The sequence below is a fragment of the Chlorobium sp. KB01 genome, from assembly GCF_001975465.1.
Taxonomy (GTDB): domain Bacteria; phylum Bacteroidota; class Chlorobiia; order Chlorobiales; family Chlorobiaceae; genus Chlorobium.
In genome coordinates this window covers 15,373-41,698 of sequence record NZ_MPJE01000029.1, presented here as the reverse complement: position 1 = coordinate 41,698, position 26,326 = coordinate 15,373, and the positions used below count along the sequence as shown (strand labels likewise).

Sequence of the window (26,326 nt, the reverse complement as noted above, 5' to 3'; positions counted from 1 at the left end):
AGTAAGTGAAATAAAGTTATATTCAGCGAACAGGAGGTGAAGTTGCTGAGTGCTGAGGATGCGGGGTGAGAAACAGTTCAGTGATGAGCGAATTTTGGGTAGAGGAGATTTTGTTCGTGAGATTCTTGATGGCGCTGAAGATTCTGTAAAAGATCGACTGCCGGCGATTTCCAGGTATGTGGAAGCAGCAGAGCGGTTAACAAGGGCTTGTGAAGAGGACGGTATACATGTGCAGGCATTGCAGGGAGGGTGTCGAATGAGGAAGTGTTCGGATTTGCAAAAAAAGCTTGCGGTTGAGTATGTACAGGTGCTCGGGATGAGCTATGCCGGAGCGGTACGTCTGCCTGGGATATCAGGGGGAGGCGTGGAAAAAATTGTGAAGCATTGTTCTTCGGTAAGTAGAGTTATTCGAGAGCGTCCCCTAAAACTCATATCGGGCTAATGAATGGGAAGAGGGTTGCGGTATTACTATCGTTATTCAACAACGTCCCGGATCCTCACGGCAACACCCCCTACTTTGTAGGTCAAAAACTTTCCTGATATCCTGATTGACCCATTTATCGAACATCGTCGGTGCCCTCCTGATCCGAATGTTCACGATGCTCAATGCCTGCCGCCTCTTCCAGTTGCCTCTTCAGCTCCTCTTTTGATGGCAGATAGAGTTGATACTTTGAAGCAAAGATATTTGAATCCTTGGGGAGAGTAAGCTCAACCAGCGCATCATGTTTGCGATGGCACAACAGAATGCCGATTGTCGGCAGTTCATCGTCAGTTTTGACATAGCGATCAAAGTAGTTCACATACATCTGCATCTGCCCAAGGTCCTGATGGGTGAGCTTGTCGCGCTTGAGATCAATGAGCACATAACAGCGCAACAGTCGATTGTAGAAAACCAAATCAACATAGAAGTGGTCATTGTCGAAGGTGAAGCGTTTCTGGCGAGCCTCAAAAAGAAACCCTTTGCCGAGTTCAAGCAAAAAGTGTTCGAGGTGGTCGATGATGGCCGTTTCAAGTGCATGTTCTGAATAGGCGCTCTTCTCTTCCAGATCGAGAAACTCAAGCACCAGGGGATTCTTGATCACATCCGCCGGTTTTTCAATCAAGAGCCCCTTCTCTGCAAGCAGCCTGACTCCATCCTTGTCACGGCTGAGCGCCAGCCGTTCATACAGCGAAGCTGCTATCTGCCGCTCCAGCTCTCTGGCACCCCAACTGTTTTCGCTGGCTTCAATTTCGTAGAAGCGGCGCTCATCCACGTTCGATATGGTCAGCAAAGCAACATAATGTGTCCATCCGAGAGAGATGCTGCCTGCCAGTTTTGCGGAGAGTGCTTGCAGTATTTGAGGAGAATTGATAATCGCATTACAAGAAGGAACAGGCAGCGTCTGTTGAATCTCCTGTAGTCCAATACGGTTATCAGAAGATTTTGCAGGCAGTGCCTGCAAAATTCCGGAATAGGTGAGATAGAACTTACAGCAAAGTGCAAGGCTTCGTTCTGAACAGCCCTTGAGCTTCAACTGGGCTGCGATTTTTTTCAACAAATTGGCGCCATACTCCGCTCTGTCGGAGCCCCCCTGCTCAAACTCGACAATGTACCATCCGAACAGCCAGTTCCGGATCACCAGAGAGGTGTCAACCGAGCGAACAGCTCTCTGCTGCAACGCCCGGTTGGTCTCTTCGAAGAGGGTGAGTAACTGTTTATAGTTCATAGAATTCACACATTACCAGTCCTGGTTCAGATACTTTTTGAGCTGCCCAAAGGCCTCGCAGCGATTCATGATCCTGAACGAGCTGCGATGGGTTACTTCGGGAAGCACACAAACTACCTGCCGAATACTGCAATTATCAAATATACGATATCGGAGAAAAGATCGTGAGATTATAAAGGCAGATGAAAAGTTGAGCGCATAACGGGTTCATCAAGATTCATAAACATTCGGCCACATTTCACTCGCTCCGGAAATGGCGCATTACGTACTTACGAAGCACACCATCCATTCGCGATTGCCAACCTTCACTGGTTGACTTGAAATATGCAATGACCTCAGGGCTATAACACACCGACACAAGCAGCTTCTTGTTTTCAGATCTCGGACGACCACGCAGGGGGCACGTCCACATCAGTGCGGCTTCCCGGTCGAGGTCGCCTGCCATAGCCAGAGAGACACCGTGCTTCGCCTGGTTTGCTGCATCCCTGGCGGGATCGAACTCGGCTCTATGTAGCTACACTTAATGAGAGTGCCAAAAGAACCGCAGGCCGCTCGACTGCGGGGTTAGAAGGGCAAATTAACGAAAGTTGCTTGTCATTTACTTTTTTTCGGATTGCTATTCGGATTGCTAGATTTGCTAGGTTTGAGGGACGGTGTATTCCCTGGTGTTGTTTTGTTATCACGGCGGCGCTGATCCGGTTTCCCTGTTGATTTTGCTATCGGCTTTGGTCCTGGTTTAAGTGTCATGAATGCTCTCCTTTGTGGTTTAAAAAATTACAGTGTGTGCGTACCTTCTAACGTGAAGCTAACCGGGGCTGCGCGGCTTTATCGCGCAGCGTCCGGTTGAGCGTAGTGTTAGACGTGTTACAGCACACCTGACATTAGCCCCAGAGAAACTACGACAAGCAGTATTGACACCACTATCTGTATGGATCTGATGGTGATCTTTTTGAGCAGCTTTGAACCGAGGTATGCGCCAACAAATGCTGAAACCGATGCCGCGATAACAAGTGGCCATTCGACGCCGCGGTGCTGCCCAGACATCTCCCAGCCATATATCAGCATACGGGACGTATCCACCATGACGGCCAGCATTACCCCGGTTGCCACGAACTCTTCTTTGCTTAAACCGGCTTTGAGCAGAAACATGCTTCTGAACGCACCCTGATGGCCAGACAGGCCACCAAAGAAACCGCTGACCACGCCGCCATATGGTAGGTACTTCTTGTCCAGTGCGATGGACGAGAACTTAGGCGACAACTCAAGTACGACAAAGGCCAGAATTAGCATTCCAACGACCAGCTTTAGGGGCGATACGTGTATTTGATTTCCGAATGCGGCGTACTCAAGAATCGACGGAACGACCGAGAGCCATCCGAGAACCAAGGCACCCAAAAATGCCGAAACGACAGCCGGAACACCGAAGCTCAAGAGTACGGATCGGTTGGCTTTCTTGCCGAGCAAAGCAACTTTGAACAGATTGTTTGCTAGATGCACCATGGCCGTAATTGCAATTGCGACTTCGACAGGAAAGAAGATCGCGACAACAGGCATGAGCAATGTCCCAAGGCCAAACCCGGAGAAAAGGGTTAACGCCGAGGCGAATAGTGCAGCTACTGAAACAACAACAATTTCCACAGCGCCTCCTGATACGTCTAACAATGTTTAGACTGATCCGCATAAATCGGAAAATGCAGAAACCCCTTTCTGCATAAGACAAATTCCAAATTATTCAGAAACAGCGTATAATCTATTATCTATAAATGAGTTAAAACAAGAGAACTTTTTTATCATGCCGGTATAGACAGATCAGTCTAAATCAGCAATAAACATATCAAAAGAACTTTTTATTAGTCGACAATCCCTCATCTTCCGTCCCATCCAGAATATCAGAGGGTCAGACAGCGCTCTGTTCTACCAACAACCTCCCGTCGAGCCCAGCCTGAATCAGTAAATGCTAACCGTTCCTCTCAGTACAAGGACGCAGATACCTGCTGATTGCAGTTCTGGTTCATCCTTCAACAATTCGGGCCGGTAGCTCCCGTTTGCATATTTATCTATCACCAAGATAGCGCTGAAATACGGCAAACACAAATTGATCAGCCATAGAATCACCGGTTTTTGTGCTCATCATGGCGGATTGTGTGTGTCAAGGAGGTCGGCGGCGATAAAATCAAGTGACGATGATTGTGACGTTTTTTTGTGGTATGGGGTGAGGAGTCGTTCTCCGAAGAGGTATTGGTTGCGCTATAATCGAATACGTGTAGAGTAAAATCGTAATGGCAGATTACCCGGAAAACTTATATTCCGGTTCGAGTCTGAGCGCCAGACACCAAATACGGAACCGTTTATAACCAATGCGGGAGGAGGATGGTGAAATCCAAAAATGACGCGGTCGGCCTTGAGGGCTCTATCTGGTTTCAGAAAGCTGAAAACAGATATCTGGGCGGAGAGAGAATCGCCCTGCTCGAAAAAATAGATGAGCTCGGCTCGATCAACAGTGCGGCCAAGGCCGTCGGGATCAGCTATAAAACCGCATGGCATCTGGTCAATATGGTAAACAATCTCGCTGAAAAGCCTCTTGTTGACCGTGTAACAGGAGGAAAAGGGGGGGGCGGCACCGTTCTGACAAGGGAGGGAAAAAAAGTTATCGAACAGTTCCGGATTGTTCAGGAAGAGCACCGGAAATATCTCCAAAATCTTGAAAGCCGTCTCGGCGACGCAAGTAATCTTTATCAATTTTTACAAAGAATATCAATGAAAATCAGCGCACGCAACGTCTTTTCCGGCACTATTGAAAAAATTACAAAGGGTGCTGTCAATGCTGAAGTCACGCTTCTTATCGGCACAGAGACCCGCATCATAGCCATCATCACCAACGGTGCAGTTGACAATCTCGGTTTGAAGGCGGGCATGAATGCCTATGCAATCGTCAAATCAAGTTCCATCATTATCGCCCAGGAGCTGCATGATGCAAAATTGAGTGCCCGCAACATCCTGCCCGGCATCATCAGCAAGCTTATCGAAGGTCCGGTCAGCACGGAGGTCGATGTTGAAATCGGTGGCGGCAACGTCATATCGGCCATCATCACCCATGGCAGTTCGGAAAAACTTGCACTCAAAGAGGGCGATCATGCCTGTGCACTCTTCAAGGCATCAAGCGTGATACTTGGTGTTAACTGAACTGAAAACCGTGTAATAGAACAAGCATTCAATCCTGACTTCCTCTGTTTTTTCTGATAGAGGAAGTCAGGAAAAAAACAGAGTTTATTTGGAAAGTTTCCGAAAAATAGTTAACAATCGTTAATACGTAATCAACAAGACGTCGAATCATGAAAGCAATGACCTCCAACATAATCTGTACAAGCTGTTGCTGTTGCTGTTGCGGAATGCAGAGCAACTCTGATACAGGAATATACCGGAGGAGATTGTAGCCCCACTTGGATTCATGAAATGCGTACACTCTTTTAAAAGCCGGTCCTGAATTGTCAGTACCGGCTTTTTTTATTGTAAAACAAATTTTTTTTATCAAAAACACGAAGCACAAACCGCCATGTCCCATTCACTAAAATCAACTGATTCAGCCGTTTGCACAGGAATACCCCTTCCGGTTGTCAAACTGAACCGGGTCGTCCTGCTTACCGGTATTGTTGCTGCCATTCTCACGCAGCAGCCGGTTATTACCACCCTGCTCTTTGTGATCATTCTCGGATCCGTTGTGTTTGGCCGAAAAGGGAGCCTCATCTTCTTTGTCGGATCGCGAATTTTTGCAGAACAGAACAAACACGCGGCCACTGAAGATCCGAAACTGATGCGCTTCAATAACTCCATAGCAGCAATATTGCTCGGAGGTGCCCAGATTGCATTCCTGCTTGGCTCCCCTCTTACCGGGTGGATTCTCTCAGGGTTTGTCGCCGTAGCAGCAGCCGTTGCCCTCGGAGGGTTCTGCTTTGGCTGCTTCCTCTTCTACCAGTTCAATTTGCAGCGGTTCAAATTTTTCGGTCCAAAACAACAACAACAATAACTTTTGCGATCGTCCTGTTTCCAAAAAAACTAACAGCATCATCATTAATCAATCAAGGAGAATTTTCAATGAGTTCAGCAAACTACCGTTTTGAAACGCTCGCCCTGCATGCAGGCCAGAGCGTTGATGCAACCCAGTCGAGAGGTGTTCCGGTCTATCGTACCAGCTCCTATCTCTTCAAGAACACCGAGCATGCAGCAAACCTCTTTGCCCTGAAAGAGCTGGGCAATATCTACACCCGGCTGATGAACCCGACAACCGATGTTCTCGAACAGCGGGTCACGCAGCTTGAAGGCGGCGCTGCATCCGTAGCCCTCGCATCCGGCACAGCCGCGATATTCAACACCATCATCACCATCGCCGAAGCCGGAGATGAGATCGTTTCGGCAAACAATCTCTACGGAGGCACCTACACACAATTCGATGCCATTCTTCCCAAGCTGGGTATAACCGTTAAATTTGTTGATCCGAAAGACCCTGCCAATTTCGAACGGGCGATAACCGAAAAAACAAGAGCACTCTATATTGAAACCATCGGCAATCCCGTCCTTGATTACAGCGATGTCAAGGCCATTGCCGAGGTAGCTCACCGTAACGGCCTGCCGCTGATTGTCGATGCAACCTTCACCACTCCGTTTCTGCTCAGAACCATTGATCTGGGTGCTGATATTGTGATTAACTCACTCACCAAATGGCTTGGTGGCCACGGAACGGGAATCGGCGGGATTGTTACCGATGCCGGGCGTTTCAACTGGAAGGGAGGCAAGCACCCGCTCTTTACCGAACCGGACAAAAACTATCACGGGCTGCGCTGGGGCATTGACCTTCCGGAACCGCTGGCTCCGATTGCATTTGCCCTGAGAGTACGGACCGTTCCGCTCAGAAATCTGGGAGCAAGCATCTCTCCGGATAATTCATGGATCTTTCTCCAGGGTATCGAAACGCTCCCCGTCAGAATGATCCGCCACAGCGAAAATGCGCTCAAGGTTGCAGAGTACCTGGCCGCACATCCTGAAGTGACATGGGTACGCTATCCCGGACTGAAAAACGATCCATCCTACCCGCTTGCATCACGGGACCTTAAAAACGGATTCGGTGGTGTTGTGGTATTCGGTGTAAAAGGGGGATATGATGCTGCTGTTAAAATAATCGACTCCATCAAACTCTTCTCTCACCTCGCCAATGTCGGCGATGCCAAAAGCCTTATCCTCCACCCGGCAAGCACTTCGCACAGCCAGTTGACAGAAAAACAGCAGATCGAGGGAGGGCTTTCACCCGACCTTATCCGCCTCTCCATTGGCCTTGAACATCCCGATGATTTGATTGAGGCTCTTGATGAGGTGCTGCATACGGAGGAGTCGCACAAGCAGAGTTGGCTGTCGAAACTGATCAAGAAATAGATTTTTAACAATACAACCATGGTGCAGAAGCATCTCACAGTAAAGACTCCTCACGGCCTCCATTTCAGGGCTGCTGCGAAAATCGTCAGGATTTCGAGAGAGCAGCAGTGCCCGGTTTTGCTTGAGAAAAAAAATGGGGAAACAGCCAGCGCTGAATCTTTACTTGAGATGCTCACCCTTTGCGCAATTTCCGGAACCCGCCTCAGGGTTACCGCCGAAGGGAAGAACGGGAGCAAAGCTCTTGCCATGATAGAAGAGGTTTTTGAAAACGGGGCAGGCATCTGACCATGAACAATCATAAACGAAACATCACGCTTGTAGTTGCTGATACCCAGTTTTTAACCAACGAAGCACTCAAGTCAATTCTCTCTCCGCTATACCAGGTGGTGCACCTTGTGTCAACCAAGGCCGGGCTCCTGCAGTATCTGCACCAGGAGACCATATCTCTGGTCATTACCGATCACACGCTCTTTGATTTTGATTCAGTCAACGATCTCGGGGAGATCAGAAAAGAGTATCCGGAGCTGGGCATCATCATCCTGACCAACTCGATAACTCACCCGAAAATAAAGGAGCTGAACGACTGCGGCATTAAAAATATCGTGCTGAAAACCGATGACGGTGATGAACTTTTTCATGCCATCGAAGCTGCCCTGAAAGGGAAAAAATACTATTCCGGAGATGTGCTTGATATTCTGCTGAAAAAGGATGGGCCGATGGAAGATGCGAGCCTCCTGACAACATCAGAAATTGAAATCGTCCGTCTGATTGCCGCCGGCTTGTCAACAAAAGAGATTGCGGTTAAAAAGCATATCAGCTTCCATACCGTCATGACGCACAGAAAAAACATCTTCCGGAAACTGAGCGTTTCAAGCAGCCCGGAGCTTATGATGTACGCGATCAAAGCCGGATTGATAGACAATATTGAATACCACATCTGATATACCTATACCCTGTTTGCGGTATAAAAGATGCCCTTTACAGGGGATTTACATTACGGGGCATATTCTTCATCTTGAATTATTCACAAACGCTTAAACAATCAACAACCATGGGACGTATTGCAAAAAAACTGACCGATCTTATCGGTAACACTCCGCTGCTTGAACTTGGCAATTTCGGCCTTGAACATGAAGCTCTGGGCTCGGTCATCGCCAAACTTGAATACTTCAATCCGGGCGGCAGTGTCAAGGACCGTATCGGTTTTTCCATGATCGAGGATGCCGAGAAAAAGGGTCTGCTCAACAAGGATACCGTCATCATTGAACCAACCAGCGGTAACACCGGTATTGCACTGGCATTCATTGCCGCGGCCAAAGGGTACCGCCTGATTCTCACGATGCCTGAAACCATGAGTATTGAACGCCGCAACCTGCTCAAGGCTCTCGGTGCCGAGCTGGTTCTTACTCCAGGACCGGAAGGAATGCCCGGCGCCATCAGAAAGGCTGAAGAGCTTCACTCGGAATATACCAACTCCTTTCTCCCTCAGCAGTTCAAGAACCTGGCCAACCCTGATATCCACCGCAGAACCACAGCCGAAGAGATCTGGAATGATACCGACGGCAAAGTCGATATCTTTGTGAGCGGTGTTGGTACCGGCGGAACGATAACCGGTGTCGGAGAGGTACTCAAACAGAAAAATCCCGGTGTAAAAATTGTTGCTGTCGAACCCTTTGACTCCCCGGTCATTTCAGGAGGAAAACCGGGACCGCACAAGATACAGGGAATCGGTGCCGGATTCATTCCTGATATCCTCAACACCGGTATCATTGACGAAATCATCCAGGTAAAGAACGAGGATGCCCTGCGTACAGGACGGGTTCTGGCCCGCACCGAAGGACTCATTGTCGGTATCTCATCGGGAGCTGCAGCGTACGCAGCCCTGCAACTTGCCCAACGGGAGGAGAACAAGGGTAAAAAGATTGTTGTTATCCTGCCCGATACCGGCGAACGCTACCTCTCTACCCTGCTCTACCAGTTTGAGCCCGAGCAGGTCAATATCTGAGCGTTCATCTGTTCCGGGACGCTCCACTGAAAAGGACAAGTCGGCATGGGATTGAAAATCTACCTGCCGGCTTGTCCCGACAAGGGATTTTTTAAACAAAGGAGAACCGGAAAGGCATCCGGCTCCAGGAGATGTGTAATTATGGAAACAAGAAACGGCAGTATCATTGAAGAGACTATCGCGCTTTTAGCCGGATCCGGCAGCGCTGAATGCGACTATCTGCCAGATCATGAGCAGTTGCAGCCTTCAATCGAAAAACTCAAGGCGATTGTCGAGCTGCTCCGTGCACTTCTCTTTCCGGGATATTTCGGGGAACCGATTCAGCGCCAGCAATCTCTGCCTCACATTCTGGGTGTTCGTACAGAAAAGCTCTACATGCTCCTCTCGGAGCAGATCAGGAGTGTGCAACAGTTCAATCATGAGAACAATCACACGTCAACCTCCGAAGAGAATGCCGAGGCAGTTGCAGAGCAGTTTATCGGAATGCTGCCTGAAATACGAAGGAAACTGTGCACTGACGTCAAAGCAATCTTTGACGGTGATCCTGCAGCAAAAAACTATGGTGAAATCATCTTCTGCTATCCCTCGATCCGGGCAATGATCAATTACCGTGCAGCACATACACTGCTCTCTCTTGGTGTACCTCTTCTGCCGAGAATCATCTCCGAGATGTCCCATTCGGAAACCGGTATAGACATTCATCCCGGCGCCCATATCGGCGAATATTTTTGTATTGATCACGGAACCGGTGTGGTTATCGGGGAGACCTGCATTATCGGCAACCATGTACGGCTCTACCAGGGGGTAACCCTTGGGGCAAAAAAATTCACGCTCGACAACGACGGAAATCCGGCCAAAAATGTTCCCCGTCATCCGATTATCGAGGATAACGTCGTCATCTACTCCAATGCCAACGTCCTTGGAAGAATAACCATCGGCAAAAACTCCATTATCGGAGGCAACGTCTGGCAGACGAAAAGTCTTCCTCCAAACTCCAGGGTACTGCAGCAGAAAGCCGTTGAAAGCAGCTTTACGGACGGCGGCGGCATTTAAAATGAGCATAACCCGGTATCAAACAGTCAGACTCACCCTCTTACACTCTTAAACCAGCACACAACTCATGTCAAACGCACAACGGGAATCGAACAGTCATTTACAGCGCAGTGTAACCACTACTGTAGCAAGAAATCTGGCGAACACGACCAAAACCGTTCCCCAGATGATGTCCATAACCCCGAGGTGGCTGTTGAAGCTGCTCCCGTGGGTACATGTCTCATCGGGGACCTACCGGGTAAACCGCACCAAAATAGAACTGCAGAAACCGGAACGGATCGGTATCAACTTTCAGGAAGGAATCGCCTCGTTCAAACCTGAAGCCCTGAAGAGCATTCCCCTCTTTGCATCCTTTGAAGATGATATCATCAGTCAGATCGCCAAAAAGTTTGTACTTGAAGAAGCCGAGCTTGGAAATACCCTCATTCTTGAAGGCGAAGACCGCCATAAACTCTTTATCATTGCACACGGCCAGGTAGAGATACTGAGCAAGGGTCTCCATGGCGAGGAGCTGCGCATTGCACTGCTATCTGAAGGCGAGTACTTCGGTGCCGAGGATCTGGTATCCGACAAGCCCTCTTCGGTTACCATACGGACTATAACTCCCGGATCGTTTTTCTCGCTTTCAAGTGTCGATATCGAGAAACTCTTCCGCCAGTCCCCTTCCCTGAAGGAGTCCTTCCAGAAAACCGTTGCCGAGTACCTGAAAATCCGCTCCACTGTCAACACGCATGGTGAAAAGCATATCGACCTTGTCGCCGGATTTGCTGAAGATGTCGAGATTCCGGAAACCTATGTCGATTACACAAACAAACCCCGCGAATATTCGCTGCAGGCAATCCAGACTGTAGTCCGCGTTCATACAAGGGTTTCCGACCTCTACAATGAGCCCTACAACCAGATTGAGCAGCAGATGCGCCTGACGATCGAGGGCATCAAGGAGCGTCAGGAGTGGGAGTTTATCAACAACCGAGAGTTTGGTCTTCTCCACTCTGTTGATCCGGGGCAGCGTATCAGTACCCGGTACGGCACGCCAACGCCTGATGACCTTGACGACCTGCTCACAAAGGTATGGAAAAAACCGGCCTTCTTTATCGCCCACCCAAAAGCCATCGCAGCATTCGAGCGGGAGTGCACCTGGCGCGGTGTACCTCCGGCCACCATCAACCTTTTCGGAACTCCGGTTTTGACCTGGCGCGGTGTTCCGCTGATCCCGAGCGACAAGCTTGAAATCAACAAAAACAACAAGTCTGGTCACGGCACCACAAATATCATTCTGCTTCGTGTCGGTGAAAATGAGCAGGGTGTGGTAGGTCTGCATCAGGCCGGTATTCCCGGAGAGATCAGCCCGAGCCTCTCGGCAAGGCTGATGGGTCTCGACAAGCTTGGTGTAGCATCCTATCTCCTGACCCTTTACTCCTCACTGGCTGTACTGACCGATGATGCACTTGCCGTACTTGAAAATGTCGAAGTCGGCTACTATCACGATTACGAGCATCGCAAAACTGCCGCCAAAACCAAGTAAAGGGAACCGAAAAACCACCATACCGGTCAGGAGCTGAACATCCTGACCGGTATGGATTACCAAAGGAGTTATGCCGAGAGAATACGAACAACCATACATTCCGGGAATCGAGAGTGAAGCGATCAACCCGACACTCATTGCAGAGATCGCAAGTCGCCTCTTCAATGATCTTCCGGAAGCCTCCAGCACCCCGAGATATGAGACCGACATACTGACAGCACCCTCTTCACTTGCAGGCAACCTTGGTGACAAAACCGGAGCCGCTGCTCAACAGGGTGATGTGCACCTCCCCGACAATTCGCAACTGAAAGAGCTGCCGACATACCCGGAAATCCCTTATTTTCAGGGTGATGCCCTCCCCTCACAGGAGCATGATCTCTATTTTCTCTCCCCTGCTCCGGCAAAAAAAGAGGAACCGCTTGGACACCATGCCAACAAGCTGACCGACCAGCAGAACTACTCGGAGAACAGCAACGGCTCATACGGACTCGATCAGTTTATCCGCCGTACCCTTCCACCAAAACCGGAGCGTGCTGACGGGTTTGCGGAGGCAAGCCCGGAGAGTATTGCCCCGTTTTTCACCACGCTGAACAGCGGTCTTCCGGGTGAGGACGATTTTTCCTTCAATCTGCTTCTTGCTGCAGCTCAGACGCCCGCCTCCAGTGCAGATATCAACCCGCAGACTGTAACCCCGGAGGCTTTTTCAGACCACCTGCCACAGCAGCAATTTCCCGGAGTACCGGAACCTGCCGGAGACCCGGCAGAAGGTCAATGCTACGCAGAGAAGCTCTACAGGAACTTCGAATTTGAGCAGGGATCTCCTGATCTCTCATCAGTTTTTCAGGCGCTTCGCCGTGCCAATGGAGTTACTTCTCCTGCTCTTCCCGGCATCCCGGAAGCAGGGATACCGGCAAATCTCAAACCTGTGTCCGCTTCCCGACCTGAACTGCCAGGAAAAGCGCCAGCCCCGATAGTGCCGAACAACACTGCTGCTCTGCCCGGCACGACGAATTTGCCATTCAGCATCCCTGATACCTCTCTTGTTGATCCTTACTATTTTTTACGTGAGCCCAAGCAACCCCTGCATACACCTCAAGGGTTTGACGTTGCCACCATCCGCAAGGATTTTCCGGTGCTGCGCCAGTTGGTTCACGGCAAACAGCTTGTCTGGTTTGACAATGCCGCCACAACCCAGAAGCCGCTGAGCGTCATCAACGCGGTTGCGCAGTTCTATGCAACCGACAACTCCAATATCCACCGGGGTGCTCACACGCTTGCCGCGAGGGCGACCGATGCCTATGAGGGTGCACGTGAAAAGATCCGTCAGTTTATCGGTGCCGCTTCAACTTCGGAGATTATCTACGTCAGGGGCACCACCGAAGGGATCAATCTGGTGGCGCAGACCTGGGGGCGCAAGTTCCTCCAGCCGGGGGACGAGATTGTGCTCTCCATTCTCGAGCATCATGCCAATATTGTTCCCTGGCAGATGGTGGCCCATGAACGCGGTGCACGAATCAGGGTTGTTCCGGTCAACGACCGGGGCGAGATCATTATGGAAGAGTACACAAAACTGCTCGGACCACGCACAAAGTTTGTATCACTGACACAGGCGTCAAACGGCCTCGGAACCATCCTGCCCGTCAGGGAGATGATTCAGTTGGCCAAACGCTTTGATGCAAAAGTGCTGATTGATGGCGCACAGTCGGTGGCACATGTTCCGGTCAATGTGCAGGATCTCGATGCCGACTTCTTTGTTTTCTCGGGCCACAAGATTTTCGCACCGACCGGTATCGGAGTGGTATACGGTAAACGGGATCTGCTTGAGCTGATGCCACCATGGCAGGGAGGCGGAAACATGATCCAGGATGTACGTTTTGAGGAAACCACTTACAACGAACCGCCGGCCAAATTTGAAGCCGGAACACCCTCGATCGGCGATGCTGTCGGTCTCGGTGCGGCACCGAACGGCTGAGATCTATTCCGGGTCTGCGACTCATCGGAACAGCACGAAACAAGGTGGGTGTTCTCTCCTTTGTGCTGAACAATCTGCCAAATGAAGAGGTCGGAAAAATCCTCGACCAGGAGGGCATTGCCGTACGCACCGGCCACCACTGCACACAGCCCTCACTGCGGCGCTTCGGAGTGGAGGGCACCATCCGGCCATCACTGGCATTCTACAACACAAAGGAGGAGATCGACCGCCTGGCGGAGGTGATCAATCATATACAGCGCCGATGAAAGTTATCGCTATTAATTTATTCCGCGATTCGATTACTTCGTTGGGCGGTGCTCGAAATCCTCATGTACAGCGTGTACATTCCGGTTTCTGCGCGCCGTCCGCCTCGCACTCAAAGCGCTCATGACAATTAATAGAGATAACCACACGAGTAATTGTTAAAAAGTGTTTCGGTAAAAAAGGAAAAGAACGGTTATCTTTGTTCCCGGCAGTTCCGGAAAAACCGGATCCCGGAGATAAAGAAATAATCGCCCAGGAAAAAGCAACATGCAGTTTGAAACCATAGCCATTCATGACGGTCAGGCTCCCGACCCCCATACCGGTTCGGTAACGGTTCCTGTCTATCAGACATCAACCTTCGAACGGGAAGACCTTGAGCATCACCGTGATTTTTTCTACTCAAGAATCGGCAATCCCACAAGAAAAGCGCTTGAGTCAACCCTTGCCCTGCTTGAAAACGGCCGATTCGGGCTTGCATTTGCCTCGGGAGTTGCGGCAACCATGGCGGCACTTCAGGTGCTCAAACCCGGCGACCATGTCGTAGCAAGCAACGATATCTATGGCGGCTCCTACCGCATCTTTGAGCAACTCCTTCGTCCATGGGGGGTAACGACAACCTATGCGGAGAACGAAACCACCGAAAGCTATGCTTCCTGCATAACGCCCGCCACAAAGCTGATCTGGCTTGAAACCCCTTCCAACCCGCTGCTTCAGCTTTCCGATATCACCGCTCTTTCAGAACTCGGAAAAAGGCAGGGAATTCTTGTTGCCGTTGACAATACCTTTGCCAGTCCCTACTTCCAGCGCCCCCTTGACCTCGGGGCGGATATTGTTGTGCACAGCACCACAAAATACCTTGGTGGGCACAGTGACGTGATCGGAGGTGCGGTCATAACCTCGAACCCTGCTCTGCATACCATCATAAAAAATTATCAGGCTGCAGCCGGAGCCATACCTGCTCCCTGGGAGTGCTGGCTTATCCTTCGCGGTCTGAAAACCCTGAAAATCCGCATGAAGGAGCACGAGGCAAATGCCCTCCATCTTGCCGGGGTTCTTGAGCAACACCCGGCCGTGGAGCGGGTCTTTTACCCCGGTCTTCCCTCCCACCCGCAGCATGAACTTGCAAAGCAACAGATGAGCGGGTTTGGAGGAATGCTGACCATTGCACTCAAAGGAGGACTTCCGGCGGTCAAAACATTGACCGCAAACCTGAAGCTCTTTATCCTTGCCGACTCTCTCGGCGGAGTGGAATCGCTCATCGCCTCGCCGCCGAAAATGACGCTCGGCGCCCTTTCCACGGAAGAGAGGCGGCGCAGAAGATGTACCGACAATCTTGTACGGCTCTCTGTAGGTCTTGAAAATGCAGAAGATCTCGAATTGGACCTTATCAACGGACTTGCGATGTAAGGGCGTATTGCAATACACCCCTGCACCCATATCAATTTGACGATGAAAGAAATGGCACAAATGATTACTATTGAGCTGAATGGAAAGGAAGAGCAGCTACCGTCCGGTTCTGATGTAAACGGGCTGCTCTCAATTATCGGATCCGACGGAAAAAACGTGGCAGTTTTGGTAAACGACCGGAGCGTCCGCCCTGAAAACCGCCCGACGCACCTCTTGCAGGAGGGTGACCGGGTTGAGATACTGATTTTTGCCGGCGGCGGCTAACCTGCCTCAGACAGACACAACAGTTATGGAATTATTGCAGTTAGGCTCTTACAGCTTTACCTCCCGCCTGATTCTTGGAACAGGAAAATTCAGCAACGCCAAAGTTATGCTTGAAGCCGTCAGGGCTTCCGGCACCCAGCTTGTCACGGTAGCACTGCGGCGTTTCAACCGCGAACAGCTTGAGGACGATCTTTTCGGCCCGCTGAAAGAGCTTTCGGGAATAACCCTGATGCCGAATACATCGGGAGCATCAACCGCAGCCGAAGCTGTCCGGGCAGCACATATTGCACGGGAACTCTCCGGAAGCCCCTTCATCAAGGTTGAAATTCACCCGAACCCCCAGCACCTGATGCCTGACCCGATAGAAACTTATGAGGCCGCCCGTATTCTGGCCAAGGATGGATTTCTGGTCATGCCCTATATTGCTGCTGACCCGGTTCTGGCCAAACGCCTTGAGGATGTCGGCTGTGCTTCAGTCATGCCGCTCGGCTCGGCAATCGGCAGCGGACAGGGACTTGCTACCACAGAGATGCTCAATATCATCATCCGCGAAAGCGGTATTCCGGTCATCGTTGATGCCGGACTCCGCTCACCTTCGGAAGCTGCCGCAGCGATGGAGATGGGGTGCGCCGCCGTGCTGGTCAACAGTGCTGTGGCCGTAGCATTGAATCCCCCTCAGATGGCGGAGGCCTTTGCCGGTGCGGTTGTTGCCGGAAGAAAAGGGTTCAATGCCGGACTCATGCAGAAAAGCGGTTCCGCCATTGCAACAAGCCCTCTTACCTCTTTTCTCGGAGCAAAAGCATGAGCACGGCTCCCGATTGGCTGAGAGACGGGCGGGAATCGGCTTCCCTTGCGGCTATGCTTTCGCCCTCTTCACCACTCTCACTTGAATCACTGGCAGCGGAGTCAAAAGCGATCACCCTGCGCCGTTTCGGACGCACCATTTCGCTTTACGCACCGCTCTACCTCTCAAACCACTGCTCAAGTGGCTGTATCTACTGCGGCTTTGCCTCCGACCGAACAACCCTCCGCCGACGGCTTGAGCCGGATGAGATCGAGCGGGAGCTGCTCGCCATGAAAAAACTCGGCATCAGCGACATCCTTCTTTTGACCGGTGAACGGACCAAAGCCGCCGATTTTGATTATCTGCGCCGGGCGGTCGAAATTGCAGCAAGAAGCACACAGCGGGTCTCGGTCGAAGCCTTTCCCATGAGCGTTGCTGAATACCGCGCCCTGGCAGAGTGCGGATGTACCGGTATCACCATCTACCAGGAGACCTACAACCGGGAGCGCTACGAAGCGCTTCACCGCTGGGGGCCGAAAAAGGATTTTCTTGACCGGCTTGAAACCCCTGCAAGAGCGCTGGAAGGGGGAATAAAAACCGTTGGTCTCGGGGTGCTGCTCGGTCTGTCGGAACCGGTGGAAGATGCGCTGATGCTCTACCGCCATGCCCGTCATCTCAGCCGGACATACTGGCGAGCAGGCATCTCGGTCTCATTCCCCCGCATGAGGCCGCAAACAGGAGGCTATGAGCCCCCTTTTCCGGTTGATGACCACTTTCTTGCCCGTATGATCTTCGCCTTCCGTATCGCCCTGCCCGATGTTGAACTGGTACTCTCAACCAGAGAGAGCGCGGCCTACCGTGACGGCATGGCCGGACTCGGCATAACGCGCATGAGCATTGCAAGCCGTACCACGGTAGGGGGCTATGACGATAACAACACCGATAAAGGTCAATTTGATGTCTCTGACGATCGCACGGCAGAAGAGTTTTGTGCCGCACTTCGTGCAAGAGAGATTGAACCGGTATTTAAAAACTGGGAACCGGTTTTCAACGGGCCTTCAGTTACGCAAAGCCGCACATTAACACAGGAGGAACTGCACGCATGCCACTGAACGATAACCAGCGCCAGCGCTACCTGCGCCACCTCTCACTTCAGGAGATTGGCGAAGCAGGGCAGGAAAAACTGTTACAGGCAAAAGTACTCGTGGTCGGAGCCGGAGGTCTTGGCTCACCGGCGGCATTTTATCTCGCAGCAGCCGGTATCGGCTCGCTCGGAATTATGGATGGCGACACGGTGGAGTTGAGCAACCTGCAGCGCCAGATCCTGCATACGACAGCTTCACTCGGAGAAGAGAAAGTGAACTCGGCAGCCGAACGGATTAACGCTCTTGACCCTGACATCCGCCTCTCACTCTACCCCTTCCGGTTGACCGAAGAGAACGCCCCGGAACTCCTTGCCGGTTATGACTTTGTGCTTGACGCAACCGACAATTTCGAATCAAAGTTCCTGATCGCAAAGGCCTGCCACCAAGCGGCAAAGCCCTACTCCCATGCCGGAATCCGGCAATTCTACGGCCAGATGATGACCGTCCATCCCGGCAAAACCGCCTGCTACCACTGCGTTTTTCATGAAGAGGGAGTTCCTGCCGCCTCCACACCATCCGGCCCCATCGGAGCACTCCCCGGCATCATCGGCTCCATGCAGGCAATCGAAGCAATAAAATATATCCTCTCCATCGGCAAACCTCTCGTCAACACACTCCTGACCTGTGACGCACTCACCTCGGAGTTCCGCAACGTTCCACTGAGCCGCGACCCCCACTGCCCGCTCTGCGGCACTCGATAGAATCCTGTAAATCAGCATATCCGCGGAAGCTGTTCGCCGATGGGAAGATCGACAATGCGGCGGCTGCCGAATGCGGTTCGCATGACAACCATGCCGTGGTGGTCGTCAACAACCGAGCCGATAATGGCGGCATCCCGACCCTCTTCGGTAGCACGCATCACCTCAAGAACCCTGTCGGCATCTTTTGAGGCAACTGCCAGCACCAGTTTGCCTTCGTTTGCTACATGGAGGGGATCAATCCCGAGCAGCTCACAGGCACCACGGACATCGGGTTGTACCGGAATTGCAGTCTCGTTGATCTCAATGCCAACATTTGAAGCAGCGGCGAGTTCGTTAAGCGTGGCGGCCACACCCCCTCTGGTCGGGTCACGCATGGCATGAACCCCGGGCACAGCATCAAGAACGTCAGCAATCATACTATTGAGAGAAGCACAGTCACTCTTGATCCGCGACTGAAATGAGAGCCCCTGGCGAGAGGTCATGATCGCCATGCCATGATCTCCGACGGTTCCTGAAAGAATAAGGGCATCCCCCGGCTTCAGATTGCGGCAGGAGAGACCAACACCCTCCCTGATGGCGCCAACCCCCGCTGTATTGATAAAAACCTGGTCACACTGACCTTTGCCGACAACCTTGGTGTCGCCGGTGACAATCATCACTCCCGCTTTCAGAGCGGCTGCCGCCATACTTTTGACAATGGCTTCAAGATCAACCAGCGGGAACCCCTCCTCAAGCACAAAACCGGCGCTGAGGTAAAGTGGCCGGGCACCCCCTACCGCCAGATCGTTGACCGTACCATTGACCGCAAGCTCGCCTATGTTGCCGCCGGGAAAAAAGAGCGGACTCACCACATAGGTATCGGTTGAAAAGGCTGTTCGACCGGGGGGGAGATCAAGCTTTGCCTGATCGTCAAGCAGATCGAGAAAATGGTTGTGCAGATGCGGCATGAATACCCGCTGCATGAGTACCTGGGAGAGCCGTCCACCCGCGCCATGCGCCATCTGGACGGTTTCATGCTGTGTAATGGGAGCCGGACAGACCGGTGCAATTGTCATGGAGTGAAGTTCCTGTGATAGTTATAATAGGCGGCGCAAGCCCCTTCGGAAGAGACCATGGTCGCACCGAGAGGATGCTCAGGGGTACACTCTTTTGCAAATGCCGGACAACCGTCAGGCTTGAGTGCTCCCTGAAGAACCCGGCCGCTCATGCAGTGCGGTGATTCCGATGCACAGATATGGGAAACATTGAACTTTTTTTCAGCATCAAAGCGGGCGTAAGCCTCCCGCAATCCAAGACCGCTCGCCGGAATCATGCCGATACCGCGCCACTGCCGGTCGATCACCTCAAACACCTCTCTGATCGTCTCTTTGGCCGCCCGGTTCCCCTCACGGCTCACCACCCTGGCGTAGCGGTTGACCACCTCCGCCCTGCCAGCTTCAAGCTGTTCGACCGTTGCAAGAATTCCGACAAGAAGATCAACCGGTTCAAAACCGGTAGGAACAATCGGCACATGAAACTCTTTCGCTACAGGCTCATACTCTTCATATCCCATCACAGCGCAGACATGACCGGCGGCAAGGAAGCCCTGAACCCGGTTTCCGGAAGAGGAGAGTATGGCCCGCATGGCCGGTGGAACCATGACCTGACTCACCAGAACGCTGAAGTTCTCAACACCTTCTCTCTGAGCCTGCCAGACCGCCATCGCATTGGCCGGAGCAGTAGTCTCAAAACCTACCGCAAAAAAAACCACCTCTTTCTTCGGATTATCGCGGGCTATCTGCAGGGCATCCAGCGGTGAAAAAACGATGCGCACATCCCCCCCCCGGCTCCGCACCATAAAGAGATCCATTGAACTGCCGGGAACACGGAGCATATCGCCGAAACTGGCAAAAATCACCTCTTTTTCAGCGGCGATTACAAGCGCCCGCTCGATGGCTTCAAGCGGAGTAACACAGACCGGACATCCCGGCCCGTGTACCAGCTCTATGGTGTCAGGCAACAGTTGATCAATGCCGTTGCGGATAATCGAATGGGTCTGGCCGCCGCAGATCTCCATGATGGTCCATGATCGTGTGGTAACTCTTCGGATCCCGGCAAGAAGATTGCGGGCAAGCTGCGGGTCGCGATATTCGTCAATATATTTCATGGCAGGCGCCCTCAAACTGCCCCGGATGAAGGGAGCTCATCCAGAGGATCAAACGCCCCTTTCTCAACCAGCTCCGCCCAGAGTTTAAGACTTTCTGCAGCTTCATCCTCATCGATGATTTTCAGGGCAAACCCTGCATGAACAATGGTATAATTGCCCACCTGAATTTCCGGCACATACTCAAGACATGCTCTTGTTCTGGCACCGTTCACATCAATGGTGCCCATCTTCAGGCCGTTTTCAGAGCTGATTTCAAGAAGTTTTCCGGGAATAGCGAGGCACATTGCTGCTGTTGGTTTGGTTTGGGTTTAGTTTTTTAAAATAAGAAAAGATAGGACATATAGGTCTTATAGGACTTATGGGACGTATAAAAGAGAAGGCAGAAAAGTTACCGGACTCCTTTGTATCTGCCTTTAAGGTATTCGCGGCCGATAATGGCCTGGCCGAGGGAGAGGCCGCCGTCATTTGATGGAACAAGTGAGTGGGCAAGCACCCGGTACCCTCCGGCTTCAAGTTCCCGGATCAATGTTTCAAAAAGAAGCGCATTCTGAAAAACCCCGCCGCTCAGGGCAACTGTTTTTATGCCGGTTGCCATCGAAGCCTTGCCGATGATCTCCTGAAAACAGTCAAGCAGAGTCCGGTGGAATCGGCGGCTGATTTCAGCAACACTCACGCCATGGAGTACCGCTGCTGCCGCATCGCGGACAATCGGCGACACCTGAATGATCCAGCGCCCGTTTTCCTCCTGAAGCCCGTAACTGAATGCGCTGTCGCCTGTGCCGCCCCCGGCTGCATGCATCAGAGCAACTGCGGCCTCTCCCTCATAGCTGATCTCTCCCTTCAAGCCACAAAGAGCGGCAACCGCATCAAACAGCCTCCCGCAGCTCGATGTTTCGTAAAGACCAACCTGCTTTTCAAGCAACTCGACTACCGGGTCAATACTCCGTCCTCTCATAAAGGGAAGTTCAGGCATCTCCGAAAAGCTTCTGAACAGGTAGCCGACTGCTGCCCGCCATGGCTCCATGATGGCCGCTTCCCCGCCAGGCAGGGGCATGGGTTCCAGAAAAGCAAACCGTTCAGCTCCTCCGGCGTTGCCAATGAGCAGCTCTCCGCCCCAGATCCTGCCGTCACTGCCGTAACCGGTCCCGTCAAGGATAAGCCCGATTGCCGGTCCCTCCTCTCTCTGTTCGGCAAGGCAGGAGGCAAGGTGGGCGTGATGATGCTGAACGCCAAGCAGTGCAATATTCTGTTTCTGCGCCCAGAGCGTCGTCATGTAACCGGGATGCAGGTCATGGACCAGAAGTTCGGGTGATGCCTGAAAGAGATGCTGAAGATGAAGGGCAACATGCTCGAAATGACGATAGGATTCAAGGTTTTTCATATCGCCGATATGCTGGCTCAGAATCGCATGGGAGCCTTTCAGCAGAGCGATGGTGTTTTTCAGCTCCCCGCCGGTTCCAAGCACAGAGGGGCCGCTCTCACGAAGGTGGAGCGGTGCGGGAACATACCCTCTGCTCCGCCGTAACTGTCGGAGCTTGCCCGAAAGGTGAATAGTTACCGAATCATCACACTTCAGATAGATCGGCCGGTTATGCAGAAGAAAGGCATCGGCAATACCCTGGAGTCTCTTGACAGCATCATCATTTTCACTCGTAATCGGCTCCTCACTGAAATTCGCGCTGGTCATCACGAGAACCGCCGGACTCCCGTCGAAAAGAAGCGCGTGCAGAGGTGAATACGCAAGCATAACGCCAAGCCGGTCACTCTCTGGAGCCACAGAGGGTGCAAGGGCAGTGCCATCCCGCTTTTTAAGGAGCACAATCGGCGCTTCTGCTGCGTTAAGCGCAGCAAGCTCACCGGCACTCAACTCACCATATCTGACGGCAACCGATGCGTCGCGCATCATCACGGCAAACGGCTTGGCTTCACGCCCCTTTCTCGCTCTGAGCCGCCGGACAGCATCCTCATTGGAGGCATCAACCGCCAGATGAAATCCCCCCACTCCCTTCAAGGCAATAATACCACCGCTTCGGAGAATGGCGGAAGCTTCCGCCAGAACATTATCAGCGTCAGAAGTTCTGCCCGATGCATCAACTAACTGGAGTGCCGGCCCGCAAACCGGACAGGCTGTCGGTTCCGCATGAAAACGGCGGTCAAGGGAATCATGGTACTCCCTCTCACACTCCGGGCACATCGCAAAGGTGTGCATGGAGGTGAACTGACGGTCATAGGGAAGCCTGCTGACTATGGTATAGCGGGGGCCGCAATTGGTGCAGTTGATAAACGGATACCGGAAGCGGCGGTTTTCGGGATCAAAAAGCTCTCTGTGGCAGTCGTTACAGAGTGCAATATCAGGCGGAATAAGCGTTTCAAGCGCCTCTCCGGAAGAGGAACTGCCTATTTCAAAACCTTCTTCAGAAACCACAGGAATGACGCACTCCTCCAGTGCTTCTATCCTTGCCAGCGGCGGCGCATCATGCTGCACAGCCCGGCTGAAACGGTCGAGCAGATCAGCGCGTCCCTGCACCTCAATCAGCACTCCGACGGGAGTGTTCCGGATAAACCCTTTCAAAGCATACCCGACAGCAAGCCGGTAGACAAACGGCCGAAACCCTACCCCCTGCACGATACCGCTGACCCGTATACTCCTCCGCTCTTCAACAGAGGCAGTTGCGGTATTCAGTGCTGTTGAATTTTGCTTTTGATCCACTGCTGCCATAGGTCAAGCCCTTCGCCGGTTTTGGCTGAAACTTCAAGCCACTCAAGATGGTGATTGATACGAAGAGCATTCTCCCTGCACTTCAGGGCATCAAAATCAACATAGGGAAGAAGATCTATCTTGTTGAGAATGCAGAGATCCGCTTCATGAAACATGTTCGGATACTTCAGAGGCTTGTCGTCTCCCTCGGTCACGCTGATGACAACCACTTTCAGAGCTTCACCGAGGTCAAACATTGCCGGACAGACAAGATTGCCGACATTTTCGATGCAGAGCAGAGAGTTATTCTGCAACTCAAGCTCCTTCACGGCACGGTTGATCATCATCGCATCAAGATGACATCCGGAACCGGTATTGACCTGAATGACCGGAACTCCAAGTGCATGAATCCGGTCAGCATCATTGGTGGTCTGCTGGTCACCCTCTATAACGGCAACCGGAGAGTGCGGAACAATCAAGGGAATGATTTTTTCCAGCAGAGTGGTTTTTCCTGAACCGGGAGAGCTCAGAAAATTAAGCGCAAAGATGTTTCGCGCCTCAAAAAAACCACGATTTCTTTCGGCAAGAAGATTGTTCTTCAGGAGAACATCCTGCTCAAGCAGAACCTTCCTGCCGCTGCCCTCTTCATGGTGATGGTGATGCGTGTGGTCATGACGGTGAGCCTCATCATGGCTATGGATAGCGCTTTCGTGATCGCTCTCGACGATATGTAGATGGTAACCGGTCTCACCGGGCTTACGGAGCACCACCCCGCCCTCGGTCGAACAGCCGCAGGTATCGCACATAGGTATTAATCTCCCTCTTCCTCTATTGTGATTGTCTGAATTCTGAACTCCTCACCCGACACAATCCCGATCTTCAAAGAACGGCATTCGGGACACTCCGCATAACAAAAAGAAACCGGAAACTTCCGGCCGCACTCCAGGCACTCACCGATACCTTCAGGTTCCTCTATCTGAAGCAGTGCTGACTCCGCCATACTCCCTTTTGCCGCTGCCGAAAAACAGAATCGCAACGATTCAGGCTGAATCCCTGCCAATTTCCCGACAACCAGATCTATACCGGAAATCCTTTCGGCTCCCTCTTCGCGAGCTTTCGCCTCCACTGCTTCAATAATTGAAAGCGCAATACTCATCTCGTGCATAACGACATTCAGGAACGGTTCGTTCAAAATAAACAGATAAAACTACCCGGATAAAAATTCCGGAACTCCTCATCAGGTAAGGTAGTTCTTGATCATCAATTTTTTTGTAACTTCGCGAAAAGAATCTTTTTGAACAGCTACATTTATAAGTCGGATTTGAAGCACCTAACTGGACTATGCAACGTTCCGGCCTCTGAAATCACCGGACTTCTCGACATGGCTGCCGGGTTCAAGAAAGAGTTGATAACCGGCTCACCCTCATTTGCCGCCACACTCAAAAACAAACGCATTGCCCTTGTTTTTTTTGAAAACTCAACCCGAACCCGATTCTCCTTTGAAATAGCCGCACGCCATCTCGGCGCAGGAACACTCAATTTCAGCGCCTCGTCAAGCAGTGTCACCAAGGGAGAGACGCTGAGCGATACCATCAGAAACCTTGAGGCGATGCAGGTGGACGCCTTTGTGCTGCGCCACCCCTCTTCTGGAGCTGCGGATCTCATAACCGGAATAACTTCAAGAAACGTCATCAACGCAGGAGACGGTTCACATGAACATCCCACCCAGGCTCTGCTTGACATGTTCACGCTCCGCGACTATTTTGGAACTCTGGCCGGACTGAAAGTTATTATTATAGGCGATGTTCTGCACAGCCGTGTCGCTCGATCCAACATCTTCGGACTCCTGACCGCCGGTGCAGAAGTGGGCCTGTGCAGCCCGGTGACCCTGCTGCCTGCGGATCCCGACAGACTCGGCGTAAAGCTCTTCACCAATCTTGATGAAGCCATTGCATGGGCTGACACCGCTATCGTGCTTCGCCTTCAGCTTGAACGAGCAACCGGAGGCTATCTCCCCTCTCTTGAAGAGTATTCCGTCCACTACGGATTGAGCGATGAACGGCTCGAACGGATTCAGAAACATCTGCTAGTGCTCCACCCCGGCCCCATAAACCGCGAAATAGAGATTTCCAACCATGTTGCTGACCGCATACAGCCCCCCGGATATTCAAAAAGCATGCTGCTTGAGCAGGTTACAAACGGCGTTGCCGTGCGCATGGCGGTGCTGAACACCCTGATAGCCGAATCATAAAACCTCATCTTCATGACCGGATACCATACGATAATGCAACAACTCCCCACCATGAAAAGCAACTACTGGCGCTACTGCAGGGCATTCTTCACGCTTGCACTCCTGATCCTGATCCCGGTAAAAAAAGGAGAGGCAGAACCACTGCTTAACCCGAATTTTCAGACAATCTTCACCCCGCTTCAGGCCGATCCGATGGAGCCGAGAATAGCTGTAATGCCTTCGTTAAGTGATCGAACGCTCCAGCTCGACATCGGTTCCTCAGCAGATCTCTATCAGAGTAAAAACAGGGATTTTGCCGTCGGGGTTGATTTCGGTACCTACTCCCGCCTGCGGCGGAGCGAAAGCTTCAAATTCCCGGTTGATGCAATCGACTATATTTTCGGTATCAACACAAGCTGGAAAAAGCCAATCACCAGCGACAGGCTTCCTTTTGATGAATTCAGTGCAAGAGCCAGATTCAGCCATATCTCCGCCCATTTTGAAGATGGCCACTACGACTCTGCTGCCGGTCAGTGGATTCAGGGTGACTGCCCCTTTCCTATCCCCTTCACCTACAGCCGGGAATTTATCAATCTCGTTGTCGCATTGAGTTCGCCGAATAACCGTATCTATGCCGGTTACCAGTTAGTCTATCACACCATTCCCGGCGGCATCAGCCCGCACTCTTTCCAGGCCGGCGCTGAGCTCAACACTCCGGGCAATACCTATGTGGCGGCTGATCTGAAATTACTGCCGATATGGCATGATAACCTGAATGACACCAAAGGATACAGAGGCACATGGAACCTCCAGGCGGGAGTGCGGCTCAAGGCGGCTGGTCTTGAAAACGTTCGGGTCGCTTATAACTATTTTTCCGGAATGAGCCGCCACGGCATGTATTTCTACCGCCCGGAGAGCTTCAGTACGGCAGGAATTATCATCGATTTCTGAAGGGCTCCTCTATCAATTTATTCCGCGATTCGATTGCTTCGTTGGGTGGAA

The 26,326-nt window shown here is 51.9% G+C and carries 25 protein-coding genes and 1 pseudogene; 16 read left to right on the top strand and 10 right to left on the bottom strand.

Annotated elements, in window-relative coordinates:
• Window positions 1–557 precede the first annotated feature (557 nt).
• The 4 genes from BOO20_RS03280 to BOO20_RS03270 form a co-directional block, all read right to left on the bottom strand.
• Window positions 558–1,706, bottom strand: coding sequence for a YhcG family protein (locus BOO20_RS03280; protein ID WP_076790548.1), 1,149 nt, complete (start codon window positions 1,704–1,706; stop codon window positions 558–560).
• Between the two features lie 238 nt (window positions 1,707–1,944).
• Window positions 1,945–2,157 (bottom strand): BrnA antitoxin family protein, encoded by a 213-nt coding sequence (locus tag BOO20_RS03275; protein ID WP_255372196.1) that lies wholly within the window; start codon window positions 2,155–2,157, stop codon window positions 1,945–1,947.
• A 143-nt stretch (window positions 2,158–2,300) separates the two neighbouring features.
• Window positions 2,301–2,453, bottom strand: coding sequence for a hypothetical protein (locus BOO20_RS12915; RefSeq protein WP_198935409.1), 153 nt, complete (start codon window positions 2,451–2,453; stop codon window positions 2,301–2,303).
• Between the two features lie 117 nt (window positions 2,454–2,570).
• Window positions 2,571–3,344 (bottom strand): sulfite exporter TauE/SafE family protein, encoded by a 774-nt coding sequence (locus BOO20_RS03270; RefSeq protein ID WP_076790545.1) that lies wholly within the window; start codon window positions 3,342–3,344, stop codon window positions 2,571–2,573.
• Window positions 3,345–4,076: 732 nt separating this feature from the next.
• Here BOO20_RS03270 and BOO20_RS03265 point away from each other — a divergent pair.
• The 14 genes and pseudogenes from BOO20_RS03265 to BOO20_RS03190 all read left to right on the top strand — a co-directional run bounded on the left by BOO20_RS03265 (window position 4,077) and on the right by BOO20_RS03190 (window position 18,250).
• Window positions 4,077–4,889: a TOBE domain-containing protein gene (locus BOO20_RS03265; protein ID WP_076790543.1), complete on the top strand. Its 813-nt coding sequence runs from the start codon at window positions 4,077–4,079 to the stop codon at window positions 4,887–4,889.
• A gap of 370 nt (window positions 4,890–5,259) precedes the next feature.
• Window positions 5,260–5,730 (top strand): DUF4395 domain-containing protein, encoded by a 471-nt coding sequence (locus tag BOO20_RS03255; RefSeq protein ID WP_076790540.1) that lies wholly within the window; start codon window positions 5,260–5,262, stop codon window positions 5,728–5,730.
• Between the two features lie 68 nt (window positions 5,731–5,798).
• Window positions 5,799–7,130 (top strand): O-acetylhomoserine aminocarboxypropyltransferase/cysteine synthase family protein, encoded by a 1,332-nt coding sequence (locus tag BOO20_RS03250; RefSeq protein WP_076790539.1) that lies wholly within the window; start codon window positions 5,799–5,801, stop codon window positions 7,128–7,130.
• A gap of 18 nt (window positions 7,131–7,148) precedes the next feature.
• Complete coding sequence (locus BOO20_RS03245) at window positions 7,149–7,415, top strand: HPr family phosphocarrier protein (RefSeq protein ID WP_076790537.1); 267 nt, start codon at window positions 7,149–7,151, stop codon at window positions 7,413–7,415.
• A 2-nt stretch (window positions 7,416–7,417) separates the two neighbouring features.
• Window positions 7,418–8,071: a response regulator transcription factor gene (locus tag BOO20_RS03240; RefSeq protein WP_076790535.1), complete on the top strand. Its 654-nt coding sequence runs from the start codon at window positions 7,418–7,420 to the stop codon at window positions 8,069–8,071.
• A 110-nt stretch (window positions 8,072–8,181) separates the two neighbouring features.
• Entirely contained in the window at window positions 8,182–9,135 is a 954-nt protein-coding gene (gene cysK / locus BOO20_RS03235) for a cysteine synthase A (RefSeq protein WP_076790533.1), read from the top strand.
• A 141-nt stretch (window positions 9,136–9,276) separates the two neighbouring features.
• Window positions 9,277–10,188 carry a serine O-acetyltransferase EpsC gene (epsC, locus tag BOO20_RS03230; protein WP_076790551.1) on the top strand — a complete coding sequence of 304 codons (912 nt, stop codon included), beginning with the start codon at window positions 9,277–9,279 and terminating at the stop codon, window positions 10,186–10,188.
• Between the two features lie 67 nt (window positions 10,189–10,255).
• Window positions 10,256–11,713 carry a family 2B encapsulin nanocompartment shell protein gene (locus BOO20_RS03225; protein WP_076790531.1) on the top strand — a complete coding sequence of 486 codons (1,458 nt, stop codon included), beginning with the start codon at window positions 10,256–10,258 and terminating at the stop codon, window positions 11,711–11,713.
• A gap of 1,099 nt (window positions 11,714–12,812) precedes the next feature.
• Window positions 12,813–13,951, top strand: a pseudogene (locus tag BOO20_RS13310) (aminotransferase class V-fold PLP-dependent enzyme); the annotation flags it as partial.
• Between the two features lie 265 nt (window positions 13,952–14,216).
• Window positions 14,217–15,356, top strand: coding sequence for a PLP-dependent aspartate aminotransferase family protein (locus BOO20_RS03210; protein ID WP_076790528.1), 1,140 nt, complete (start codon window positions 14,217–14,219; stop codon window positions 15,354–15,356).
• A 60-nt stretch (window positions 15,357–15,416) separates the two neighbouring features.
• Complete coding sequence (thiS, locus tag BOO20_RS03205; protein ID WP_198935410.1) at window positions 15,417–15,620, top strand: sulfur carrier protein ThiS; 204 nt, start codon at window positions 15,417–15,419, stop codon at window positions 15,618–15,620.
• 25 nt (window positions 15,621–15,645) lie between these two features.
• Window positions 15,646–16,425: a thiazole synthase gene (locus tag BOO20_RS03200; protein WP_076790525.1), complete on the top strand. Its 780-nt coding sequence runs from the start codon at window positions 15,646–15,648 to the stop codon at window positions 16,423–16,425.
• Window positions 16,422–17,516: a 2-iminoacetate synthase ThiH gene (thiH, locus tag BOO20_RS03195; RefSeq protein ID WP_076790523.1), complete on the top strand. Its 1,095-nt coding sequence runs from the start codon at window positions 16,422–16,424 to the stop codon at window positions 17,514–17,516. Before BOO20_RS03200 ends, thiH begins: the two co-directional genes overlap by 4 nt.
• Window positions 17,507–18,250: a HesA/MoeB/ThiF family protein gene (locus tag BOO20_RS03190; RefSeq protein ID WP_076790522.1), complete on the top strand. Its 744-nt coding sequence runs from the start codon at window positions 17,507–17,509 to the stop codon at window positions 18,248–18,250. The genes thiH and BOO20_RS03190 overlap by 10 nt, the downstream gene beginning before the upstream one ends.
• Window positions 18,251–18,261: 11 nt before the next feature.
• Here BOO20_RS03190 and hypE read toward each other — a convergent pair whose 3' ends face one another.
• The 6 genes from hypE to hypA all read right to left on the bottom strand — a co-directional run bounded on the left by hypE (window position 18,262) and on the right by hypA (window position 24,259).
• Entirely contained in the window at window positions 18,262–19,305 is a 1,044-nt protein-coding gene (hypE, locus tag BOO20_RS03185) for a hydrogenase expression/formation protein HypE (RefSeq protein ID WP_076790520.1), read from the bottom strand.
• A complete protein-coding gene (gene hypD, locus BOO20_RS03180; RefSeq protein ID WP_076790518.1) occupies window positions 19,302–20,396 on the bottom strand; it encodes a hydrogenase formation protein HypD in 1,095 nt (364 codons plus the stop codon). Before hypD ends, hypE begins: the two co-directional genes overlap by 4 nt.
• Window positions 20,397–20,407: 11 nt before the next feature.
• Window positions 20,408–20,680 (bottom strand): HypC/HybG/HupF family hydrogenase formation chaperone, encoded by a 273-nt coding sequence (locus BOO20_RS03175; RefSeq protein ID WP_076790516.1) that lies wholly within the window; start codon window positions 20,678–20,680, stop codon window positions 20,408–20,410.
• 104 nt (window positions 20,681–20,784) lie between these two features.
• Window positions 20,785–23,115 (bottom strand): carbamoyltransferase HypF, encoded by a 2,331-nt coding sequence (gene hypF, locus BOO20_RS03170; protein WP_076790514.1) that lies wholly within the window; start codon window positions 23,113–23,115, stop codon window positions 20,785–20,787.
• Entirely contained in the window at window positions 23,076–23,900 is an 825-nt protein-coding gene (gene hypB, locus BOO20_RS03165; RefSeq protein WP_076790513.1) for a hydrogenase nickel incorporation protein HypB, read from the bottom strand. The genes hypF and hypB overlap by 40 nt, the downstream gene beginning before the upstream one ends.
• A 5-nt stretch (window positions 23,901–23,905) precedes the next feature.
• Window positions 23,906–24,259 carry a hydrogenase maturation nickel metallochaperone HypA gene (hypA, locus tag BOO20_RS03160; RefSeq protein ID WP_076790511.1) on the bottom strand — a complete coding sequence of 118 codons (354 nt, stop codon included), beginning with the start codon at window positions 24,257–24,259 and terminating at the stop codon, window positions 23,906–23,908.
• Between the two features lie 156 nt (window positions 24,260–24,415).
• Between hypA and BOO20_RS03155 the strand changes: the two genes are divergently transcribed.
• Window positions 24,416–25,345, top strand: coding sequence for an aspartate carbamoyltransferase catalytic subunit (locus tag BOO20_RS03155; RefSeq protein ID WP_076790549.1), 930 nt, complete (start codon window positions 24,416–24,418; stop codon window positions 25,343–25,345).
• A 33-nt stretch (window positions 25,346–25,378) separates the two neighbouring features.
• On the top strand, window positions 25,379–26,275 hold the full coding sequence (locus BOO20_RS03150) for a DUF1207 domain-containing protein (RefSeq protein WP_233120861.1): 897 nt from the start codon (window positions 25,379–25,381) through the stop codon (window positions 26,273–26,275).
• Window positions 26,276–26,326 lie beyond the last annotated feature (51 nt).